Source organism: Dinghuibacter sp. (assembly GCF_035492835.1).
Taxonomy (GTDB): domain Bacteria; phylum Bacteroidota; class Bacteroidia; order Chitinophagales; family Chitinophagaceae; genus Dinghuibacter.
The window spans coordinates 1-16,756 of the sequence record NZ_DATJIY010000234.1 but is presented as its reverse complement, the minus strand read 5'-3'; the positions used below and the strand labels follow the sequence as shown (position 1 = coordinate 16,756).

Below are 16,756 nucleotides of genomic sequence, written 5' to 3'. Positions count from 1 at the left end.
GCGGCAGCTGGCGCTGCATGCGTTCAGCTGGGGCGGGACGCTCACGGAGGCGGACATCGTCACGACGCACGGCTGCCTGGAGGCGGTGAACCTGGCGCTGCAGGCCGTGACCCTGCCAGGGGATGTCGTGGCGGTCGAGACGCCGACATTCTTTGGGTTGTTGAGGGCGGTGCAAAACCAGGGGTTGAAAGTCCTCGAGGTCCCCGTGGACCCGGAGACGGGCGTGGACATCGACTGGCTGGAGGGGGCGCTGGAGCGGACGCCGGTCAAGGCGTGCCTTTTCGTGACGAACTTCAGCAACCCGTTGGGCGCGTGCATGCCGGACGACAGGAAACAGCGGCTGGTGGACCTATTGGCGGCAAAGGACATCCCGCTGATCGAAGACGATATATATGGCGACCTCTATTTCGGCGAGTCGCGGCCGCGGACGTGCAAAAGCATGGACCGGACGGGGAACGTGATCCTCTGCTCGTCGGTGTCGAAGTCGCTGGCGCCGGGGTACCGGGTGGGCTGGTGCATCCCGGGGCGGCACCTGCAGCGGGTAATGGACCTCAAACGTATCCATTCGCTGTCGTCCACGCACGTCACGCACGCGGCGGTGGGGCAGTTCTTTGCCCACAACCGCTGGGACCTGCACATGCGGCAGCTCCGCAAGGCGTTGCATACGCAAAGCCTGGCGTATATAGAGGCGATTGCACGGTATTTTCCAGCGGATACAAAGGTCACCCAACCCAAGGGCGGGTATGTGCTTTGGGTGGAGCTCAACCGGGCGGTTCAATCGCTGGCGTTGTTCCAGGCGGCGATCGAGGAGAAGATCAGCATTTCGCCGGGGCAGCTGTTTAGCCTCGATCAGCGCTACAGCCATTGCATCCGCATCAGTTTCGGGCTGCCGTTCACGCCCGCGATCGAGAACGCGCTGCGGACCCTGGGGGCGCTCGTAAAATCGCAGGCGGTGCGATAGTGCCCGGTGCGGGCGGCGCTGTAGCGCCGGAGTCGGGCGGAAGCCGTATATTGGCAAAAAAAATGCGCGCATCCGCATTCCTTATCCTCTGCTTCCTGGCCCTCGGGGCGTCGGCACAAAAGCACCACAAGAAAAAGACGGCACATCCGGCGGCGCCGGCAAAGGACGTCCCGGTCCAGATCGATTCCCTGAAATACCTCGGGGAATACGACGTACCGTTTGCCGCGCCCTTCCACGGTACGACGATCGGCGGGCTCTCGGGGATCGACTACGACCCGGCGCGGAAGCTGTATTATATGATCAGCGACGACCGCTCCGAGGTGAACCCGGCGCGGTTCTACACGGCGGCGATCACCATCGGCGGGCATGGGATATTGGGGATCCGTTTTACGAACGTGACAACCCTGCTGGCGGCTAACGGTCAGCCCTATCCCAACGCCAAAACAGACCCTTCCCATACGCCCGACCCCGAGGCCCTGCGCTACAACGCCCGGCTGGACCGGATGGTATGGACGAGCGAAGGGGAGCGCATCGTAACCCCCGCCAAAACAGTCCTCGAAAACCCCGCGGTGACGCTGGTCACCCGGGCGGGCAAATACATCGACACCTTTGCGCTGCCGCCGCAGCTGCGGATGCACGAGACGCCGGAAGGCCCGCGTCAGAACGGGGTTTTTGAAGGCGCGGCGTGGGCCGACGGCGGGCGCACGCTGTACGTCAGCGTCGAGGAGCCGCTCTACCAGGACGGTCCGCGGGCGGGGCTGACGGACACGACGACCTGGACGCGGATTATTAAATACGATGTATCAACCCGGAAACCGGTCGCCCAGTACGCCTGGAAGCTCGGGCCGGTGGCGCGTCCGCCGCAGCCGGCGGGCGCCTTTATGATCAACGGCATCCCGGATATCATGTGGTTGGGGGATGGAAGGCTGATGCTGATCGAACGTTCGTTTTCCTCGGGGCATATGGCGTGCACGATCAAGGTGTACATCGCGGACCTCCGCGACGCCTCCGACGTGGGACCGGCGATATCGATGCAATACGCGCCGCCCATACATCCCATCAAGGCGCGGCTGCTCCTGAACATGGACGCGCTCGGCCGCTATGTCGACAACATCGAGGGCGTCACCTTCGGGCCCAACCTCCCGAACGGTCACAAGTCCCTGCTGTTCGTGGCCGACAATAATTTCAATCCTTTACAAAAGAGCCAGTTCTTTTTGTTCGAAGTCATCCCTTGAAATGTGGATTTTCAGTATTATTGTGCAGAATGAAGAAGGAAGTTAAGGCCGCGTTTATAGCTACGGGCAGCTATATACCGGAGACAACGATTACAAACGATGCTTTTCTCCAACACCGTTTCTTAGAGAAAGACGGCTCTGCTATCGGAAAGGACAACGCCACAATCATCCGGAAATTCAAGGAGATCACGGGGATTGCGGAAAGACGTTACGTCCGCCCGGACCAGACGGCCTCTACGATCGGTTATCTCGCCGCCAAGGACGCGCTCGAGAGCGCGGGCATTGACAAAGAGACGCTGGACTTTATCATCGTCGCCCACAACTTCGGAGACGTGCAAAGCGGGTCGAACCGGGTGGACCTGGTCCCTTCGCTGGCCTCCCGGATCAAGGCGCTCCTGGGGGTCGCCAACCCCGATTGCGTGGCCTATGACCTGGCCTTTGGCTGCCCCGGGTGGGTCGAAGGCGTCATCCAGGCGAGCTTTTACATACGCGCGGGCGAGGCCAGACGCTGTCTGGTGATCGGCACCGAAACCCTGTCGCGGATCGTCGACCCGCACGACCGGGACACGATGCTCTACTCTGACGGCGCGGGCGCCGCGATCATCGAGGTGACCGAGGACCGGGAAGAGGGCGTGATCCTGTCGCACAAAACGCAGACTCACGCGGTCGAATATGCGAACTTATTGAATATGGGGCCGAGCTATGACCCCGCGGAGGGCACGTCGGACCTGTTCATCAAAATGAACGGCCGCAAGCTCTACGAATTCGCGCTCAACCACGTCCCCCTCGTCATCAAGGCCGCGCTGGAAGCCGCCAAGGTGTCGCTGTCGGACATCAAAAAGGTGCTCATCCACCAGGCCAACGACAAGATGGACGCGGCCATCCTCCAGCGGCTCTTCCAGCTCTACGGTCTCGACAAAAGCCCGGCGGACCTGATGCCGATGACGATTTCCTGGCTGGGCAACAGCTCGGTGGCTACGGTCCCTACCCTGCTGGACCTGATCCAGAAGGGGCGGTTGAAGGGGCACGAGCTGAACAAAGGTGATAAAGTAGTCCTGGCGTCGGTTGGCGCAGGTATGAATATAAACGCAGTTATATACCAGTTTTAGGATGCTGGGGCGCTTGAAGAAGCTGCTCCGCATTGCCGGCCCCGGCCTGATCACCGGCGCCAGCGACGACGACCCGTCGGGTCTGGCGACCTATACCCAGGCCGGCGCCGCCTTTGGCTTCCAGATGCTCTGGACGGCGCTGATCACCTTCCCGCTGATGGCGACGATCCAGGGGATGTGCGCCCGCATCGGTCTCGTGACATGCCAGGGGCTGACGGGTACGCTCCGCAAACACTACCCCCGCTGGCTGCTGTATACGATGCTGCTCGTCAGCTTCCCGGCCATCGTGCTGAACATCGGCGCCGACATCGAGGGCATGGCGGCGGTATCCCACATGCTGTTGCCGGCCGTCCCGGTATTCGCGTACAGCCTGTTCTACGCCCTGTTGCTGATCTACCTGATCATACGGCTGCCCTTCCACCGGATCGCCTCGATCCTGAAGTGGTTGTGCGTGGTTTTATTTTTGTATTTGCTCGTTCCCTTTATAGTACACGTGCGGTGGGGGGATGTCCTGCGGCATACGTTCGTGCCTGAGATACACGGTGGCAAGGACTTCCTGAACATGCTGGTGGCCATCCTCGGCACAACCATATCGCCTTACCTTTTCTTTTGGCAGGCCACGCTGGAGGCCGAAGAATCGAACACCAACAAGGGAGGCCGCATCATGGTGAACAAACAGGTGCTGGGCGACATGCGGGACGACGTGAATTTAGGGATGCTCTTTTCCAACCTCGTCATGTTCTTTATCATCCTTACCGCGGGCGCCGTCCTTTTCCCCCACGGCATCCACCAGGTCGATACCATCGAGCAGGCGGCGCGCGCCCTCGAGCCCCTGACCGGCCCGCTGACGTATATCATCTTCTCCGTCGGCGTGATCGGCACGGGGCTGCTGGCGGTGCCGGTGCTCGCGGGATCCGTCGCCTTTATGGTCGGCGAGACCTTCGACGTGCCGCAGGGGCTGGACAAAAAGTTCGGCGAAGCGCCGGTATTTTACCTTACCCTCGCCGGCGCGGTACTACTCGGATTGGTCGTCAATTTTGTGGGCATCAGCCCGGTGCAGGCGCTGATCTGGACCGCGGTCCTCTACGGGCTAACGGCGCCGGTCATGATCGCGGTGGTCATGCACATCGGCAACAACAAGGCCATCATGGGCGAGCACACGAATTCGCGGCTCTCCAATATCCTTGGGGGGATTACTTTTCTTTTCATGACGGCGGCGGCGGTGGCGCTGTTGTGGTTTATGTTTTAACAATTCCTTCGGGTTACTTTTTTCTGCTCCGCGGTATTCAGGGGTATATCCAACGCTTTTTGTTATGAAAAAAATCAACAGCTTACCGCTGAGGAGGCTTGCCATGTCCGCGATCGTGGTACTGGCCTTTGCCTGCAATAACGACGGGAGCCGCACCGGGGCGGCCTTACTGGAAAGGGCGGCGGCGCCCGACCGGAAAACCGACGCCGACACGGCCACGCGCGACGGCGGCCTGCCGCAGGTCCCGGGGATGATCGAGCCCCGTGGGCTCCTGCTGCTCAAAAAGGCGGACGTCGAAGTGACCGTGGACGATATGGGTTTGTCTGCGCGCCGCATCCGGGCCTGGCTCGGGACCGTCGACGGGTACTATACCTTGTGGACGCACCGGCGCGCGGGCGACTCGCTCTGCCTGGAAATGACGGCCAAGGTGCCGCGGGAGCAATTCGAGCCTTTCAAGGACTCGGTGGAGACGCTCGGCACGCTGGTGGCGGAGACGGCGACCGCGAACGATATGACCGACGACTATGCGGCGGCGCAGGCTCTACAGACGCTGGAGCAACGGTTGGCGACGCGGTATGACGCGGTTCACGGCAAGAGCGAGCTACAGGCGATCGACCGGTCGTCGGAACTGCAGACGAATGCGGTAAACGCGGCGCAAACGGTAGCGGCGACCAACCGGCACGTAGCGTGGGCGACGGTGCGCGTGCGCGCGACCGCCTACCGGCCGCTTCCCCCGCCGGAGCCTACGCCTTTCGGGCGGCGGCTTGCCGGCAACCTGCAAGATGGCTGGGGCGGGATAGAGGCCGTACTGCTGGCGCTCGCAGAGATATGGCCGTTGCTCCTGATGATCGGGATCGGCGTATACATGGCGATGGCGCGGGTGCGGGGGGCCGGGGGGACGCCCCGGGGGGGAGAGCCTATGGCAGCACCGAAGGCCTCATCGTAAGGATCGAATCCGTCAGCGCGTTCATCGCGGACGACCCTACGGTGACGCGTACCGTCCGGAGGGTGTCGGCGGGGATGTTGGCGCCGAACCAGTGGGGGTCTTCCTTTTGGGTCCAGGTGACGAGGAAGAGGTTGGAGCCGTCGGGGTATGGGCGGCCGGAACGGGCGGCGGTGGCGGCGGGGGCGTCACCCATGAGGGTGCTGGTGAGGCCGTGGCTCACGGAGGTGGCGATGACGCGGTAGCCGTCGGTGGGCGCGACGGGTGCGGGGGGCAGGCTGAAGAAGAGGTCGCGGTCCTTCATGGGGGCGTGGCAGTTGAGGCATTCGGAAGTGAAGGCGGCGGTCTTGCCGTAGGGCTGGAGCGCCAGGCCCTTTACCCAGCGGGCCCAGCCCCAACCGCCGGTGGATTTGTATTTGACGCGGTCCTTGATCATGAACTCGACTTGTTTGAATTCGCCGGCTTCGATGTGGCCGGCGGTGTCGGCGGAGGCGTCCCAGGCGATCTTGGCAAAGGTGGAGCTGTCGGGCCACGGGTTGGTGTGGCCGTTGCGGAAGGCGCGCATGGCGGTGGGGTTGGCGAGGATGACGCGGAGGGTGCCGTTGTCCCAGCGTTCGGAGGTGGCGAGGACTTCCCAGTCTTCAAAACCGGTGGGGAAGGCGATGCCGTTGAGGGATATGGGGGGCGTGGCCGCCGACGGCGACAGGCGCCAGGCGGCGAACTGGCGCATCGCGGCGCCGGAGCGGGCGGTATCGGCAAGGTTCGGCGCAGGCAGCGTCAGCAGGTATGCCCGGAGCGTCGCGAGGTCCTCGCCGCTGATGCGGCCCTCGTGGTGGACGGCCGTGTAGCTGCCCAGCGGCATGGTATTAAAGGTCATCTGGTTGAGGCACTCGAAGAGCTTGCCCTTGCGGACGGCGGCGGGGAGGCTGTCCCAGTCGGAGAAGTTCAGCACGGCGCGGCCGTCCTCGACGTGACCGGCCACGATCCAATACGCGGGGACGATCTTGTCGAACCAGGCGAGCTCGGTCTGGTTGGAATGACAGTTGTAGCACGCGCGTTGCAGGATGGCCTTGACGTCCGCGGGGCCGCTGAAATCAGCCTTCACCGGCGGGTTGTCGATGGTGGGGCGCACGAGCTGGGCGGCCAGGACGATGATACAGGCGGCGACGAAGAGTCGTTTGAGGGTGACCATGCCGCAAGATACTAACGGATCAGGACTACGTTGCCTTTTTTCAGCGTCGGCGTCGTCTGTCCCGCGTTGGTATACCGGATCACCCACACGTAGTTCCCGGGGAACGACGGTTGCCCGTGTACCGTGCCGTCCCAGCCGTCGTCGGGACTTTCGGCGTGAAAAACGAGGTGGCCGTAGCGGTCGTATATCTCCATCCGGTAGGCGGACATCAGACAGAAGTTGAGGGGCTTTAGGATGTCGTTGATCCCATCCGCGTTGGGCGTAAACGCATTTGGCATGAGCAGGTTGCACGCGCATTCGCCGAAGGTGACCACGGACGTCAGCGTGTCCGAGCCGCAGCCGTTCCTGGCGATGGCCGTATAGGAACCGCCCGGCTGGGGGATGTGATAGCTGAAGCTTTGGGAGCCGTCCTGCCAGGTGACGGTGTCGGCATTACCCTTGAGGGTTAGGGTGAAGTCGCTGCCGTTACAGGCAGACGTGTCCTTAGGCAGGTACACGCGGAGACTGTCGTCAAAGGTCACCGTGAGCGTGTCTTTATAGATACACTGTCCCACCTGCGCGGTGACGGCATAGGTGCCGGCCTGGTAGACGAAGTAGGTCGCCTGACCGGTCTGGTTCTGGTCGTTGCGCTGGGGCGGGATGGCGGTCCAGGCGTAGGTGCCCTGTCCGAAATCGGCGTTGAGCACGAGCGTGGAGCCGCGGCAGATCGCGGTGTCGTGGAAGTCGAGGGCCTGGTCGTTCCGGTAGGTGACGAGCACCGAGTCGGTCACCTGGCACAGGTTTTTAAACGTCACAAAAACATAGTAGTCGCCCGGTTGGGTGACCTCGATCATCGAATCGGTCGCGCCCGTGCTCCAGTCGTATGCCGTCGCGCTGTCGAGGTGCGCGATCAGCGGCAGGACCTGTTTGGGGCACAGCAGCGTGTCCGGGAGCAACCGGAAGGCCGGTTTTAACGGTGACGCATAGGTGATGCTGACGCTGTCCTTAAAGATACCGCAACCCGGTACGCTGTCCGTTACGGAGTAGAGACCGCCAGGGTAGTGCGTCTGGAACTGACCCGCGGTGTCGCTCAGGACCGCCCCGTTGAGCTTCCAGGTATAATACCCGTTCTCGGTGGTCGCATCGAGCACGAGGTTCGCGCTGTCGCACATCACGTGGTTCTTGCCCAGGTTGAGCTTGGGCGAGTCGGTGATGAATACGCCGATGGAGTCGGTGAGGCCGCAACCGTTGATGCTGACGGTGTATACGCCCGAGATCGTCACGCGGAGGGTGTCGGTGGTGTCGGGCACCCCGACGTTGTTCCATTGGTACTTGGCGCCGGGGACGACGGGGGCCTTCAAAAGGGTATCCGTTTTCCCGCAGAGATACATATCGGGGCCGAAATTATAGGGTATGGGCGACCCGACGGTGATCGTGTCGAAGAGCATGACGCTGTCGGTGAGGCTGGTGTTGAACACCTTCAGCCATATGTAGTAGGTTCCAGGGGTAGTGTAGGTATGCGTGGGCGATTTGACGCCGGCGTTGTTGTAGATACCCGCCGCGGGGTCCCCGAAGTTCCAGAGGATCTTTTTTGGGAAGGGCAGGCTGTCGAAGAGGGGGCTGTTGAAGGTACTAACGGTATTGACGCAGGTGGATGAACAGAGAATAGTATCATAGTTCTCCTGAGCGCGGGCTTTTGAGGCCGCGAGCAGGAAAAAGAGCAGATAGTAGTGAGTACGCATTACTTCGTAACCTTTAGCATGGTTTTCACCTGGGTGGCGGATTCATTTTGCAAACGGGCATAATAGATGCCCGCGGCGAGGTTGGTTGTCGTAAAGGTAATGGTGTACGTACCCGACGTCGGGTAAACCTGGTCGACGAGGACGCTGATCAGGTGCCCCGCCACGTCGAAGACCTGTACCAGGGTATGACCGCCGTTGGTCACGAACGTGATGTTGGTCGAATCGATAAAGGGGTTCGGGTAGTTCAGGATGAGGTTGTTCCCGATATTGTTGAGGTCGTCGATGGTGTTGTTACACGCCGTGGACTTGATAAACGGCAGGTACTGGTAGTTCGCCAGCAGCATGGTCGATACGTCCGAAGGGGGCACGCAAAACCAGTCGCGGAGGATGGAGCTGTAGACCGAGCGGAAGTCGTACTGCATCGGGATGACCGCCTCGACGTCCATGGTCGACGGGAGGTCGGGGGTGGTGCCCAGGATACCCGTGGCCGCGGCGTCGCCAAACACGAAGACGGGCTGGCCCGCGCCGTGGTCGGTGCCGAGGCTGCCGTTGGAAACGATGCGCCGGCCGAACTCGGAGAAGGTCATGCCCAGCACGCGTTTGTCCTGGCCCAGGAACTTGAGGTCCTTCATAAAGGCGGTGATCGCGTCGGACAGCTGGCCGAGCAGCTGGGTATGATAACCGGTGGTGGTGGCGCCCGCGACGACCTGGCCGCCGTGGGTGTCGAAACCGCCCATATTCACCATGTATACCTTGGTCTTCAAACCACCGGCGATGAGGCGGGCGCACGTTTTAAGCTGCTGCGCCAGGTCGTTGTTAGCCGGGTAACCCGCGTATTGCTGGGTGACCTTGTCGTAGGCGGCCTTGATGACGCCGGCGTATTTATTGGTTTGGCGGGCGATGGTGCGGAGATAGGTGACCTCGGTCCCCATGGGCGTGTTGGGCTCGGGGCTCGTGAGCCCGTTGATGAGGCCGTAGAAGTCGGCGTCCTCGGGCACGGCCATGGCCGTGTTGCCGCCGGATGACATAAACGTCGGGGAGAGCACCGACCCGATCTGGATCGCTAACGGATCGGGCATAGCCGCATTGGGATAGCCGACGGGGTAATTGGTATAGGTCTGGCCGAGGAAGCGCCCGACCCAGCCCGTATTCAGGTATTGGTCGGAGTTGGCGCCGGTCAGCCAGATATCGGTGGCGCGGAAGTGCGACTCGTCGGGCGACGGGTAGCAGACGCCCTGGATCACCGCCAGCTGGTCGTTGTTGTAGAGCGACTGGAGCCCCGTCATCGCGGGGTGGAGCCCGCTCTTGTCGTTGGGACCCAGCTTGAGGATGGAGCCTTCGGGAATCGCGATGTTGTTGCGCAGGGCGTTATAGTTGCTATAGAGGTCGATGGGGATGACCGTGTTCAGGCCGTCGTTGCCGCCGAACATCTGGATCAGGACGAGGACGTGGTCGTTGTCCGCGGCCCCGTCCCAGCCGCCGAAAAAGGGCAGCGCGCCGGCGTAGGCCTTGATGTTGAATCCCCCCAGCAATGCTGGGAAAACGGCAGCCATCGGGGCAGTGGTCTTGAAGAATGTTCTCCGTTGCATGGTACAGGCATTAATAGTTAAGACAGGTGATATTCGGGCAGGTCCATCACGTATTTATAAAAAGCCTGTAACCGGGTGAATACGGTCGAATAGGCATTCATGTCCGAGGGGGTGGCGACGTACGCCTGCCAGGCCTGCGTCCAGTACGCGTTGTTGGTCTGGTTGGTGAGCAGGATGGTGCGCATCATGAGCTGCTGGTCGTTGGTGGACACCGGCACGGTGAGCAGGATGCTGAGCGCATCGGAGACCAGCGCAACGGGGTCGCTCGGGTTGGGCAGCGTTTGGGTGAAGGCCACCGGGTCCACGACCAGGGTGGTGCCGTTCATCATGTCGCCCGTGGTCATCAGCAGGTCGGTATAGTAGTTCCGCTGCGGGTAGGTCACGGAATTGATCCACAGCTCGTGGTAGGTCGGCGACTCGTAATAGGGATACCAACCGGCCACCACGGGGATGTTCAGGACCGCCTGCTGGAGGATCTGGGCCTGGTTGAAGAGCAGGCCCCAGGCGTTGTATTGGCTCTGTGCATCGGTAGGGATCGCCAGGTTGAATTCCCGGGCCAGGCCGAGCAGGAAGTCCAGCGGGCTCTTGATCAGACAGGCGCCGGCGTAGACGAGGTCGTAGAAGTGCTGGCTTTTGAAAAGGGTGCTCAGGACGGCGGTGATGCTGTAGCCGCTGCTCCGGAAGACGCTGGCCAGCGGCACGATCACGTTGCTTTCGACCGTGGCGTCGTCGACGTAATAAATAAAGAAGTTATAGATCTTGCGGCAGATGAATTTCGCGCATTCGTCGGTGCCCAGCAGCATGCCCAACAGGTCGTCGAGCTCCCCCGCGCCCGCCACGCCGGAATACCCCGTGACGACGTGGTTGCCGTAATAGGCCGAGAACTGTTTGTCCGCCTGGTCGTGGTTCCCCGCCTGAAAAACGTAGTTATAACTGGCGTCGACGGTGTGCCCGGTGAGCACCCGCGCGGCGTTGTGGACGTCGGTTTGGGTATAGAGGGAATTGACACCCTTGCCTTCGGTATAGAGCTCCTGGAGCTCACGGCCGTAGTTTTCGTTGGGCGACGTATTGACGTTGGTGGAGCCGTTGAGGAAGATGAGCATTGCGGGGTCGATGGTGATCGCCTTGACCATCGCCTGGAAGTTCCCGAGCGCGTTGGTCCGCAGCGTCAGGTATTGGTTGTACCACAGCTGGGCGGGCGTGTCACCCAGGTGGTCGGTGATGGCGTCGGTCGCGAAGTGATTGTGCCAGAAGAGCGTCATCTTCTCGTGGATGGAGCGCCCGCCAGCGAGCATCTGACCCAGCCACCACAGCTGCATCGACGCTACCCGGCTCCCGTTGAGGTCCTGATCCTGGTACAACAGACCCGTGCCGATCCACGTCGCCCAGGGCGCGACGCCGGTGACGTCCGCCCCATAGTTGTTGAGAGGCTGGGTAGTGGGGGCGGCCGTGGGGGTGAGGATCTCGTCAACGGCTTGCGACATCGTCATCCCCTTGAAATAGTTGACGTCGGCCACCGTGGCGCCGAAAACGGTCCTCTTCAGCAGGTGCACGACCTGGGGGGTGTCCCAGGTGCCGGTGTATTCCTGAATGCCGCTGGTGCTACCAGGCCAGGCGCTGTTTCTCATTGTACGGGTATTTTATAGTTTCAGTTCGTTTGGTCTCGTCGTGCGGCCTGTCAGTCCAGGAACCCCGCCGTGAATTGCCCGCTCAACGTCAGCTCGTTGGGCGTGTCGTACACGTTTATAAAGAAGCTGCCGGTCACTTCCCCGTTCGCCTGTTTGGAGAACCGGGTGATCGTCACCTGGTCCGTCGAGTCGCCCTGGCTGTTATAGGTGTTTCCCAGGCCGTCGACGTAGGTTACCAATAGTTTGTTGCCTTTATAGGTGCCCGTGGTGTCGCCGATGACGCGGATGCTGATGCTGCCTTGCAAGGTCGAGGTGTCTGAGTACTGACCCGAAATGAGGGTACTGTGGAGCGTGTCGACTTCCTGTACGGCGACGACAACGGTAGGGAAGCGGATGGATTGGCTTCCGTTGGTAGTGCTGGTGGCTGTTATAGTAAGGGCGGGTGTAAAGCTGCCAGAATGGTTCTTCTTGCAGCCAAATAAGCAAATGGCAATAAGCAAGGGGATTACCCTTACCAGGCTTTTCTTCATAACTGGATATTTGAATCTTAACGGCACTAAGGTACATCAAATACTGCGCCATAGTATTAACTATACTTTAGGGAAATTATTGTGTAGAGAAAATTGCCCGGGCTGTGGATTTTTACGCTTTCAGGGGCGCGTCCTGGCGGCATCGCGTCAGCCGACCTGATCCAGGGGGGTGCGGCCCTTTTGGGTCTTGTATTCGGTAGGCGTCTGGCCGGTGACCTTGCGGAACTGGGCGGAGAGGTGGGCGACGCTGCTGTAGCCCATTTTTTCGGCTATCTCGCTGAGGGTCAGCTCGTCGTAGTTGAGGTACTCCTTTACTTTTTCGATCTTCTGGCGCAGGAGGAACTGCTCGATGGTGGTGCCTTCGGACTCGGAAAAGAGCTTGCTGAGGTAGGGGTATTCGTGGCCGGCGTCCTCGGCGATCAGCTGGCTGTACTTTTCCCGGGGGGGCTCGCCGGTGTGGTGGACGAGACGGACGATCGTGTTTTTGATGCGCTCGACCAGGCGGGATTTGCGGTCGTCCAGGAGGGCAAAGCCGGCGGCCTTGAGGGTTCGCTGGAGCCGGTCCTTGTCGATGACGTCTTCGGTGATTTTTGCCTCGCCCAGACGGACCTCGACGGGATGCAGCCCCTCTTCCTTCAGGAGGCGGTCGACCGCGGCGATACAGCGGTCGCAGACCATGTTCTTAATCGATAGCTGCATGTGGCAAAGTTACATCTTCATATCCATATCCATGCGGCTCTTCGCGGGCTGCACGGGGGTCTTCGCTGCCTTGACCTTCTTGTGGCCCATGCGCATGAGGCGCGGGCGGACCTGGAGGAAGACCTCGCCGGCGATGGGGAGGTTTCCGTAGGTGGCCCGCAGCCGTTGATCGGGGAGGTTCAGGGTGGTTTGGCCGCCCAGGGCCCAGGCGAGCTCGCCGGTATGGAAGAGCTCTTTGTTGAGGCCCAGCGTCAGGGCCTGGATGGAGTAGATGGCGGGTGGTTGCTGCAGCTCGTCGCCCGTTTTCTGGACCCATTCGTAGCGGGTGTACCAGGCCCAGTCCCGTACCCGGTAAGCGGCTTCGGCGAGGATCGATTGGTCGGGGTCCTCGCGTTCGTCTTTATTCATACCCCATACCAGGCTGAGGTCCAGCCTGTCGAAAGCCGCCTGGGCGGAGGCGGTCGTGCGCCAGACATTGATGTCGGGCTCGAGGAGCTCGGGGCTTTTAATGTATCCTTCCGATACCTGAAAGGTGTAGCGTTCCGATGGGGCAAACGAAAGGCGGGCGCTGTAGGAGTCCATCCGGGGCTTGTCGAAATTGTAGCGGTTCTCGTCGGGTTCGCGGCCGGTGAAGTTGCTGACCTCGAGCTTCCAGTCGTCGAGGCGGTACCCCAGCGTCGCCACGCCAAAGGTGATATGGGTGGCGTCCTGCCAGTGATGGCCGATCGGGGCGTCCGGGTCGAAAAAGGCCGATGGCCGGTGCATAAAGGTCACGGGACCCAGCGCGGGTTCGCCCGGGTAACCGACATAGACGAAGAGGTCCTGGTCTTTGTTTATCGTGTATGCATAGCTGGCCGACGCCTCGGCAAAAAGGTCGTGGGGGTGTTGCCGGTCTATGAGGGGCTTGCCGTGCCAGCTTTCGCCGGTCTGAAAAAGTAACGGGTACCCCGCCCCGCCTTCGGTCAGCCGGTCGGCGGATATCATCAGGTTGAAGTGGAGGAGGCCCTTCTCCCCCACCCTGCGCTGGGCCATCCCCATGATCCAGTTGGGCGCGTCCCATTGGGCGCCGCCGTGCGCGCCTTCATGGAACGCGTCCTGGGCCGTATAGCGGAGATACACGCTGCCGTGGACCATATACATCCAGTGTTTGGCGTGGTACATCCAGCCGTACATCGTGCTGGCGTCGGGGTTCCAGCCGGTGCCGGAGCCGTCGCGGGTCATCGGGAGGGCGAGCGAGGTCGAGGCGGACATGGGGGGGCCCTGCGGGCGCGGGGTCGAGTCCATTTCCATTTGCTGCGCCGCGGCGCTGGTGGCGCACACCGTCAGCAGGGCGACTATCCAATGACGCATGGCTAGGGTTTTTCCCGGTCGTATTGGCAACATTCATCGAGGGCTTTGTAGGCCTTGTCGTCGCCGCGGTACTTCGGGGTGTCGTACCCTACGGCGGCGATGTGCTTCTGGACGTCGTCGACGGTTGCCTTGGCGGGGTCGTAAACCAGGGTGAGGACCTTGGTGTCCTTGTTCCAGGTGGCTTTGGCTACGCCGGGGACGGTGAGGGCGGCGGTTTCGATGTGCTTTTTACAGCTGTTGCAGTTGCCGTTGACCTTGAAGGTGGTCGTGGTCGGGCCGCCGGCGGGTTGGGCGGTGGCGGCTACTGCCAGGAAAGTGAAAAAGGCGATGAGGAGATGTTTCATATACTTCTATGTTTTAGACGAAGACTATTGGTTACGACGGTGATGCTGCTGAGCGCCATGGCGGCCCCGGCGATCATGGGGTTGAGCACGAGACAGGCGGCCAGGGGGATGCCGATGACGTTATATATAAAGGCGAACCAGAGGTTCTGCCTGACCGTTGTAAAAGTTTGCCTGGACAGCTTTATGGCGGCCGGGATGCGGTCCAGACCGGCGTTGACGAGCGTCATTCCCGCCACATCCATCGCAATGTCCGTGCCGTTGCCCATCGCGATACCGACGTCGGCGACGGCCAGGGCCTCGGCGTCGTTGATGCCGTCGCCGGCCATCGCGACTTTTTTACCGCCTGATTGCAGGGCTCGTATATAGTCGCCTTTATCTTTTGGTTGGAGTCCTGCTTTGTATGTTTTGATCCCGGCTTCCTGCGCGATGGCCTTGGCGGTAGCGGGGTTGTCGCCGGTGAGGAGGTGGACGGTCAGGCCCATGTTCTCCATTTCGGCGATCGCCTGTGGGGCGCCGGGTTTGAGGCGGTCGCTCAGGGTTATCGCGGCCAGCAGCGCCTGATCCCTGGCGTAGCCGACGACGGTGCGCGCGTTGGATTCGCGTTCGCGCACCCAGGACTCCGCGGGGGTCGTGTCGATACCTTCGGCAAGTAGCCAGCGGAGGTTTCCGACGCGGTAAGTCGAGCGGACGAAGGTCGCGGATATGCCGGCGCCGGGGTGGGCTACGACGTCGGTGAGCGGGAGGAGCGGCGGCTCGGGCGTCAGTGCGGCGCAAACGGCTTCGGCCAGCGGGTGCTCCGAGCCGCGCTCGAGGCTGTACAGGATCGCTTTTGTCTGCGGGGTCTCGGGGGTGAACCATTGGATGTCCTCGACGCGGGGGCGGCCTTCGGTGAGGGTGCCGGTTTTGTCGAGCACGATATCGGTCACGGTGCGAAGGCGTTCGAGGCTCGTGGCGTCTTTGATAAAGATGCCTGCTGTGGCGCCCTGGCCGAGGCCGACCATCAGCGCGGTCGGCGTAGCCAGGCCGAGCGCGCAGGGACAGGCGATGACCAGGACCGTGACAAAGGCGACGAGGGCGTGCGGGAGGGTGCCATCGATTATCCACCAGGCTATAAATGCCAGGAGCGCGACGCCGATGACGCTGGGGACGAAGACCGCGGCGACCTTGTCGACGAGGCGCTGGACGGGGGCCTTCGAACCCTGGGCTTCGCGGACGCGGCGGATGATCCCCGACAGCAGCGTGTCTTTGCCGACGCGGCCGGCGCGCATGCGGAAGCCGGTCTTTTGGTTGAGGGTCCCGGCGAAAAGGGCGTCGCCGGGTTGTTTGGCGACGGGGAGGGGTTCACCGGTCAGGGTACTTTCGTCGACGTAGCCAAGGCCTTCGGCGATCGCGCCGTCTACGGGGATGCGGTCGCCGGGGCGGACGAGCAGGATGTCACCGGGGTGGACGCCGGCCAGGGGCATTTCATGGGTAGAGCCATCGGGGGCGATTAGTAATACGGTGGCGGGCTGCAGGCCCATGAGCTTGCGGATGGCTTCGGAGGCGGAGGCCTTGGCGCGGTCTTCGAGCCATTTGCCGAGTAATATAAAGGCGATGACGACGGAGGCGGCTTCGAAGTAGACGTCCGCGTTCAGCCCCCGGCTGCGGAGGTAACCGGGGTCAATCGTATTAAATACGCTCCATAGGTAGGCGCAGCCGGTGCTCAGGGCGACGAGGGTATCCATCCCGGCGGTCCGGTGCATAGCCATCTGCCAGCCGTGCCGGAAGAACGGCCAGCCGAAAAAAAGCACGACGGGCGTGGCGAGGGCCCACATCAGATAAGGGCTGCCCATGCCGGTCATGCTCAGGACGACTTGCGGGACCGAAAGACCGATCGCCCACCACATCCGGGTGCGCAACACGCGGGTTTCCGCGCGGCGGATCGCGTCGAGGCGCGCGGGATCGACTTCGGCGGGGCCAGGAGCGGCCGCGGGGGCGAGGTCGGAGGCGGCGGGCGCTTCGGGGAGGACGAGGTCGTAGCCGATGCCCTTGACGGCGGCGCGGAGCGCGGCGGGGGATGTGGCGGTGGGATCGTATTCGACGAGGGCGCTGGCGTCGGCGTAGTTGACGGAGGCGGAGCGGACGCCGGGGGCGGTGCGGAGGGTCTTTTCGACGTTAAGGGCGCAGGACGCGCAGCTCATGCCGGTGACCGGGAGCGTGACCGGGC

The 16,756-nt window shown here is 62.0% G+C and carries 14 protein-coding genes; 5 read left to right on the top strand and 9 right to left on the bottom strand.

The annotated features are described in order from the left end of the window. The 5 genes from VL547_RS21510 to VL547_RS21490 all read left to right on the top strand — a co-directional run. Window positions 1–961, top strand: a 961-nt coding sequence (locus tag VL547_RS21510; RefSeq protein WP_325581860.1) for a PLP-dependent aminotransferase family protein, incomplete at its 5' end; no start/stop codon positions are given. A gap of 62 nt (window positions 962–1,023) precedes the next feature. Further along, on the top strand, window positions 1,024–2,196 hold the full coding sequence (locus VL547_RS21505; protein ID WP_325581858.1) for an esterase-like activity of phytase family protein: 1,173 nt from the start codon (window positions 1,024–1,026) through the stop codon (window positions 2,194–2,196). A gap of 29 nt (window positions 2,197–2,225) precedes the next feature. Further along, entirely contained in the window at window positions 2,226–3,305 is a 1,080-nt protein-coding gene (locus VL547_RS21500) for a ketoacyl-ACP synthase III (protein WP_325581856.1), read from the top strand. Between the two features lies 1 nt (window position 3,306). Beyond that, window positions 3,307–4,554, top strand: coding sequence for a divalent metal cation transporter (locus VL547_RS21495; protein WP_325581854.1), 1,248 nt, complete (start codon window positions 3,307–3,309; stop codon window positions 4,552–4,554). Window positions 4,555–4,618: 64 nt separating this feature from the next. Beyond that, the gene (locus tag VL547_RS21490; protein ID WP_325581852.1) at window positions 4,619–5,500 is read left to right on the top strand and encodes a DUF4349 domain-containing protein; all 882 of its coding nucleotides are present in this window, start codon (window positions 4,619–4,621) and stop codon (window positions 5,498–5,500) included. Here VL547_RS21490 and VL547_RS21485 read toward each other — a convergent pair. From VL547_RS21485 to VL547_RS21445, 9 genes are all read right to left on the bottom strand, one after another. After that, window positions 5,472–6,689 (bottom strand): cytochrome P460 family protein, encoded by a 1,218-nt coding sequence (locus VL547_RS21485; RefSeq protein ID WP_325581850.1) that lies wholly within the window; start codon window positions 6,687–6,689, stop codon window positions 5,472–5,474. The genes VL547_RS21490 and VL547_RS21485 overlap by 29 nt on opposite strands. An 11-nt stretch (window positions 6,690–6,700) precedes the next feature. Further along, entirely contained in the window at window positions 6,701–8,410 is a 1,710-nt protein-coding gene (locus VL547_RS21480) for a gliding motility-associated C-terminal domain-containing protein (protein ID WP_325581848.1), read from the bottom strand. Next, window positions 8,410–9,999 (bottom strand): DUF1501 domain-containing protein, encoded by a 1,590-nt coding sequence (locus VL547_RS21475; protein WP_325581846.1) that lies wholly within the window; start codon window positions 9,997–9,999, stop codon window positions 8,410–8,412. The genes VL547_RS21480 and VL547_RS21475 overlap by 1 nt, the downstream gene beginning before the upstream one ends. 17 nt (window positions 10,000–10,016) lie before the next feature. Beyond that, window positions 10,017–11,627, bottom strand: coding sequence for a DUF1800 domain-containing protein (locus VL547_RS21470; protein ID WP_325581844.1), 1,611 nt, complete (start codon window positions 11,625–11,627; stop codon window positions 10,017–10,019). A 50-nt stretch (window positions 11,628–11,677) separates the two neighbouring features. Further along, window positions 11,678–12,157: a hypothetical protein gene (locus VL547_RS21465; protein WP_325581842.1), complete on the bottom strand. Its 480-nt coding sequence runs from the start codon at window positions 12,155–12,157 to the stop codon at window positions 11,678–11,680. 147 nt (window positions 12,158–12,304) lie between these two features. Then, the gene (locus tag VL547_RS21460; RefSeq protein WP_325581840.1) at window positions 12,305–12,856 is read right to left on the bottom strand and encodes an AraC family transcriptional regulator; all 552 of its coding nucleotides are present in this window, start codon (window positions 12,854–12,856) and stop codon (window positions 12,305–12,307) included. Window positions 12,857–12,865: 9 nt separating this feature from the next. Beyond that, window positions 12,866–14,206 (bottom strand): hypothetical protein, encoded by a 1,341-nt coding sequence (locus tag VL547_RS21455; RefSeq protein WP_325581838.1) that lies wholly within the window; start codon window positions 14,204–14,206, stop codon window positions 12,866–12,868. Window positions 14,207–14,208: 2 nt separating this feature from the next. Beyond that, on the bottom strand, window positions 14,209–14,550 hold the full coding sequence (locus tag VL547_RS21450) for a heavy-metal-associated domain-containing protein (RefSeq protein WP_325581836.1): 342 nt from the start codon (window positions 14,548–14,550) through the stop codon (window positions 14,209–14,211). Then, the coding region (locus VL547_RS21445; protein ID WP_325581834.1) for a heavy metal translocating P-type ATPase at window positions 14,547–16,756 on the bottom strand (2,210 nt) is incomplete at its 5' end. The genes VL547_RS21445 and VL547_RS21450, both read right to left, overlap by 4 nt.